General features: G+C 71.0%; 3 protein-coding genes. 1 reads left to right on the forward strand and 2 read right to left on the reverse strand.

The annotated features are described in order from the left end of the window. A partial coding sequence (locus CCN56_RS38705) for a HEAT repeat domain-containing protein (protein WP_086832314.1) occupies positions 1-2,817 on the forward strand: 2,817 nt, incomplete at its 5' end. Here CCN56_RS38705 and CCN56_RS38710 read toward each other — a convergent pair. Both CCN56_RS38710 and CCN56_RS38715 read right to left on the reverse strand, forming a co-directional pair. After that, positions 2,805-3,236, reverse strand: a complete 432-nt coding sequence (locus CCN56_RS38710) for an ASCH domain-containing protein (protein ID WP_086832315.1) — start codon at positions 3,234-3,236, stop codon at positions 2,805-2,807. The two genes, CCN56_RS38705 and CCN56_RS38710, sit on opposite strands and share 13 nt — an antisense overlap. 51 nt (positions 3,237-3,287) lie before the next feature. Next, positions 3,288-4,420, reverse strand: a 1,133-nt coding sequence (locus tag CCN56_RS38715) for a gluconate:H+ symporter (RefSeq protein WP_086832316.1), incomplete at its 5' end; no start/stop codon positions are given.

Below are 4,420 nucleotides of genomic sequence, written 5' to 3' on the forward strand. Positions count from 1 at the left end.
CTCACCACCCCCGAACCCCCGCCCGACCTGGAGCCCCCGCACGGCCGGCTGCCGCTGATCGTCGAACTCCGCAGCTACGCGCAGGCCGCCTGGCGCGACCGGAGCTTCGAGGACTTCCTCGTCCACCAGCACGAGACGGAAGGCCTGGGCCTTCCGCCCGCCATGCTGACCGCGTTCCTCGGTGGAGAAGGCCCACACACCTCCCTCGTGATCTTCGACGGTCTCGACGAACTCTTCGAGAAGGACGTCCGGGACACGGTCGCCCGCCGCATCGCGGGCTTCGCCGCCCGTCACCCCCGGGCCCGTGTCGTGGTCACCTCACGCGCATACGGCTACCAGCGGGCCGTCCTCGACGGCGCCGGCTTCGCCGACTTCATGCTCCAGGACCTCAACAGGGCCCAGATCGGTGCCTTCGCGGAGCAGTGGTTCGCCATCGCCTGTCCCGACGACCGCGACCGGGCCCGGAACCTGCTGGAACGCGTCACCTCGGCCGTGGACACCTCCCCCTCCGTACGCGAACTCGCCGGCAACCCGCTCATCCTCACGATCCTCGCCGTCATCGGCCGCCGCCGCGAACTCCCACGCGACCGGCGCACGGTGTACGAGCACGCCGTCGACGTCCTCGTCGAGCACTGGGATCCCAGCAAGTACCTCAAGGACCGCCGCGTCGACGAACACCTGCCGTACCTCGGCGCGGAGGACAAACGCGAACTCCTCCGGCTCATCGCCCGCCAGATGCAGGAGGGCCACGGCGGCATCTCCGGCAACCACATCGCGGGCCCGGACCTCCTCAAGAGCATCGAGGAGTACCTGAAGGACCGCTACGCCCTGCCCCCGGACCGCGCGGCCACCGCCGCCCGCATCATGCTGGACCAGTTCCGCCACCGGAACTTCGTCCTCAGCCGCTTCGGGGGTGAGATCTACGGCTTCGTCCATCGCACCTTCCTGGAGTACCTGGCGGCCACGGACCTCGCCCACCGCTTCAACCAGCAGCGTGAACTCTCGGAGGGGGATCTCCAGGAACTCTTCGCGACCAAGGTCCACGACCCGGCCTGGCAGGAGATCCTGCTGCTCCTCGTGGGCCTGCTCGACGAACGCTTCGTGGCGGGCGTGATCGACCGCCTCCTGGCACCGCGAGCGATCCGCGTGCCGCTCCGGCACCGGGGGGACAAGGCCTTCACCGAGGTCGCCTTCGTGGCCCGTGCCCTGGCCGAGGTCCGCCGCCTCGGAACGCTCGCTCCACAGAGCGGCGCGATGGTGCGGGAGGTGACGCGGCTGCTCGCCCTCAGCAGGCCGCTGGAGGTGAGCGCGTTCTATCCCTTCCAGAACGTCGCGTCCCTGGGACCGTCCTTCGCCGCCCTGGGAGAGCGCTGGGACGGGCGGGACGAGTACCTGGAGTGGTACCGGAGTTGGTACGGGGGCCACGCGGGAGGTCACGCCTGGTCCATGCCCCTCAACGGCCCGGAGCACCTCGCGGCGGACATCGCGCTGTTCCTGATCGGCAGCGGCGGGACGTCCCGAAGCGCATCCGTGGTGGAGGCGGCGACCGGAAGCGACAGCCCGCTCGTGAGGATCGCCGCCGTACGCCATCTGCTGTGCCACGCCGCCGACGACCCGGTGTCGTGGGACTTCACCCGTCGCTGTCTGCGGGACGACAACCCCGGCGTGCGTGTGGGAGTTCTGGAGCACCTGACGTACAACCCGGTGGGCGCCCCGGAGACGACGACCCGCCTCGCCCTGGACCGCCTCGCCCATGACGACGACCCCGACGTCCGGCAGGCCGCCGTCGAGTGTGTTCCCCGCCAACGCCTCGACGCGCCCGGGGTCCGGGCCGGGTTCGACGCCGCCCTGGGAGACGCCGACCCGCACGTCCGGAGCCAGGCGCTCCGGTGGCTGGTCGGCAACGACGAGGACCCCGAGGCGGCGACGGAGGCCCTGCGGGCGGCGCTACGGGACGAGGACCCCGGCACCCGTGCGGCAGCGCTGACCGCCGCGGAGGAAAGGGCGGAGAACGATCCCGTCGTGCGGGAGCTGCTCCTCGACCGGGTGAGGAACGATGAGAGCCCCCGGGTGAAGGCGGCCGGATGCCGGGCCCTCCGGCCGGGCGACCCTACGGAACGCACGCTGCTCCACGACCTGTGCGGGCACAGCCACCCCGAGGTGCGCAGGGCGGCGATCGGCTGCCTCGCGGACGGCGGGACCATGGTGGAGGAGACGCGGGAGATCCTCACCGGGCTCATGCGAAGCGACGAGGACGAGACGGTGCGAGCCGCCGCCGTCGTGGGCCTTGCGCGCCGGAAGGACCACGACCCCGCGCTGCGTGGCCTGATCCTCGAGAGCGTCGAGAACGACCCGAGCAGAGACGTCCAGCTCCGTGCCCTCCAGTACCTCGCCGACGCCGCGGACGGCGAGGCGCGGGACGCCCTGCTCCACCGTGCGGCACACGACCCCGACGAGCAGATCAGGTGGACGGCCTGCTATCTGCTGACCGCCCACTACGTTGACGATGCGGACGCGATGCGGCACCTCCTCGGCATCGTCTCCGCGGACGACCACGTCTTCGTACGGGCCGGTGTCCTCAGAGCGCTCGGCAGGCGACGCGGCGACAGGCCGGAGGTCCTTGCCCTCGCCCAGGACCGCCTCACCCGCGACCCCGACCCGGAGGTCCGGCTCGTCGCCCTGCGCCTGCTTGCCGACGGCCGGCGCGACGACCCCGAGGTCCTCGACCTGCTCCGGCGCGAGGCCGGCACCGGGACGGACGGGATCCGTGCCCTCGCCCGGAGCCTCCTCGCCGTCCTGGCCCCTCAGGAGTCCTGAACCGTCTCCACCACCCGGAACCGCTCCACCACCAGCATCGTCCCGTCGTCCACGGTGAAGGACGGGTCCCCGAGGCCCTCGCGCATCTCCGCGCTGTGCCAGAAGCGCTCGTGGGCCTCCCGCCACTCCGCGACGGACCGGTACCCCTCGCCCTCGTCGAGAGCGAGGCGCAGGTCCGCCTCGCCGAGGGGCAGGACCCGGACCTCCGTCACCTCGACGACCGCGACCTCGCGGCCGTCCGAGTCGATGAGGGCCGAGCGCTCGCCCACCTCCGGCAGCTCCTCGTTCTCGACCTCGTACTCCACGAGGAGCCCGGTCGTGGCGGTCTTCTCGCCCGAGAGGACGGCGGCGACGAGCGTGTCCCGAAGGGGACCGGGGAAGGCGAGGAGCAGCGGCTTGAGCGCGTGAGGGCCGGTCATGGCCGACAGTCTGTCAGCCACGACCGGCCCTCACAGCCGATCTCCGAAGGGTCACAACACCAGCGACAGCAGCAGCACGAACACGATGCCGACGACCGAGATGATCGTCTCCATCACCGACCAGGTCTTGATCGTCTGGCCGACGGTCATGCCGAAGTACTCCTTCACCAGCCAGAACCCGGCGTCGTTGACGTGGCTGAAGAAGAGCGAACCGGCACCGATGGCGAGGACGAGCAGCGCCGTGTGGCTGGTCGACATGCCCTCCGCGAGCGGAGCCACCAGGCCCGCCGCCGAGATCGTCGCCACCGTGGCCGAGCCGGTCGCGAGCCGGATAGCGACCGCGATCAGCCAGGCGAGCAGCAGGGCCGGGATCGACCAGTCCTTCGAGAAGTCGAGGATCATCTGGCCGACGCCGATGTCGATCAGGGTCTGCTTGAAGCCGCCGCCCGCGCCGACGATCAGCAGGATGCCGGCGATGGGGGCGAGGGACTTCTCGACGGTCGAGTTCAGCCGCTCCTTGGTGAAGCCGGCCGCGCGGCCCAGGGTGAACATGCCGACTATGACGGCCGCGAGCAGCGCGATCAGCGGCGAGCCGATGACGTCGGTGACCTTCTGGACGCCGTTCTCCGGGTCGTCGACGACGATGTCGACGAGCGCCTTGACCAGCATCAGGGCGACCGGCAGCAGGATGGTCGCGACGGTGACGCCGAAGCCGGGGCGCTTCTCCAGGTCCTCGGAAGGACGCGTCGGGATCATTTTTTCGGGGGCCTTGATGTCCACCCAGCGGGCGGCGTACTTGGAGAAGACCGGACCGGCGATGATCACCGTCGGGATGGCGACGACGAGGCCGAGCGCGAGGGTGACGCCCAGGTTGGCGCCGACCGCGTCGATCGCGACGAGCGGGCCGGGGTGCGGCGGGATGAGCCCGTGCATCACGGAGAGGCCGGCGAGCGCCGGGATGCCGATCCGCATCAGGGAGTAGTTGCCGCGCTTGGCGACGAGCAGCACCACCGGGATCAGCAGCACGATGCCGACCTCGAAGAAGAGCGGCAGGCCGATCACGGAGGCGATGAGGACCATCGCCCACGGCATGGACCGCTTGCTCGCCTTCGCCAGGATCGTGTCGACGATCTGGTCGGCGCCGCCGGAGTCGGCGAGCAGCTTGCCGAGGATCGCGCCGAGCG

The organism is Streptomyces sp. NRRL B-24572 (genome assembly GCF_002156145.1).
In the GTDB taxonomy this organism is placed as follows: domain Bacteria; phylum Actinomycetota; class Actinomycetes; order Streptomycetales; family Streptomycetaceae; genus Streptomyces; species Streptomyces vietnamensis.

Coding starts and splice junctions, on each gene's coding strand:
- CCN56_RS38710 (WP_086832315.1), bottom strand. CDS start 3,236: ATGACCGGCCCTCACGCGCTCAAGCCGCTGCTCCTCGCCTTCCCCGGT.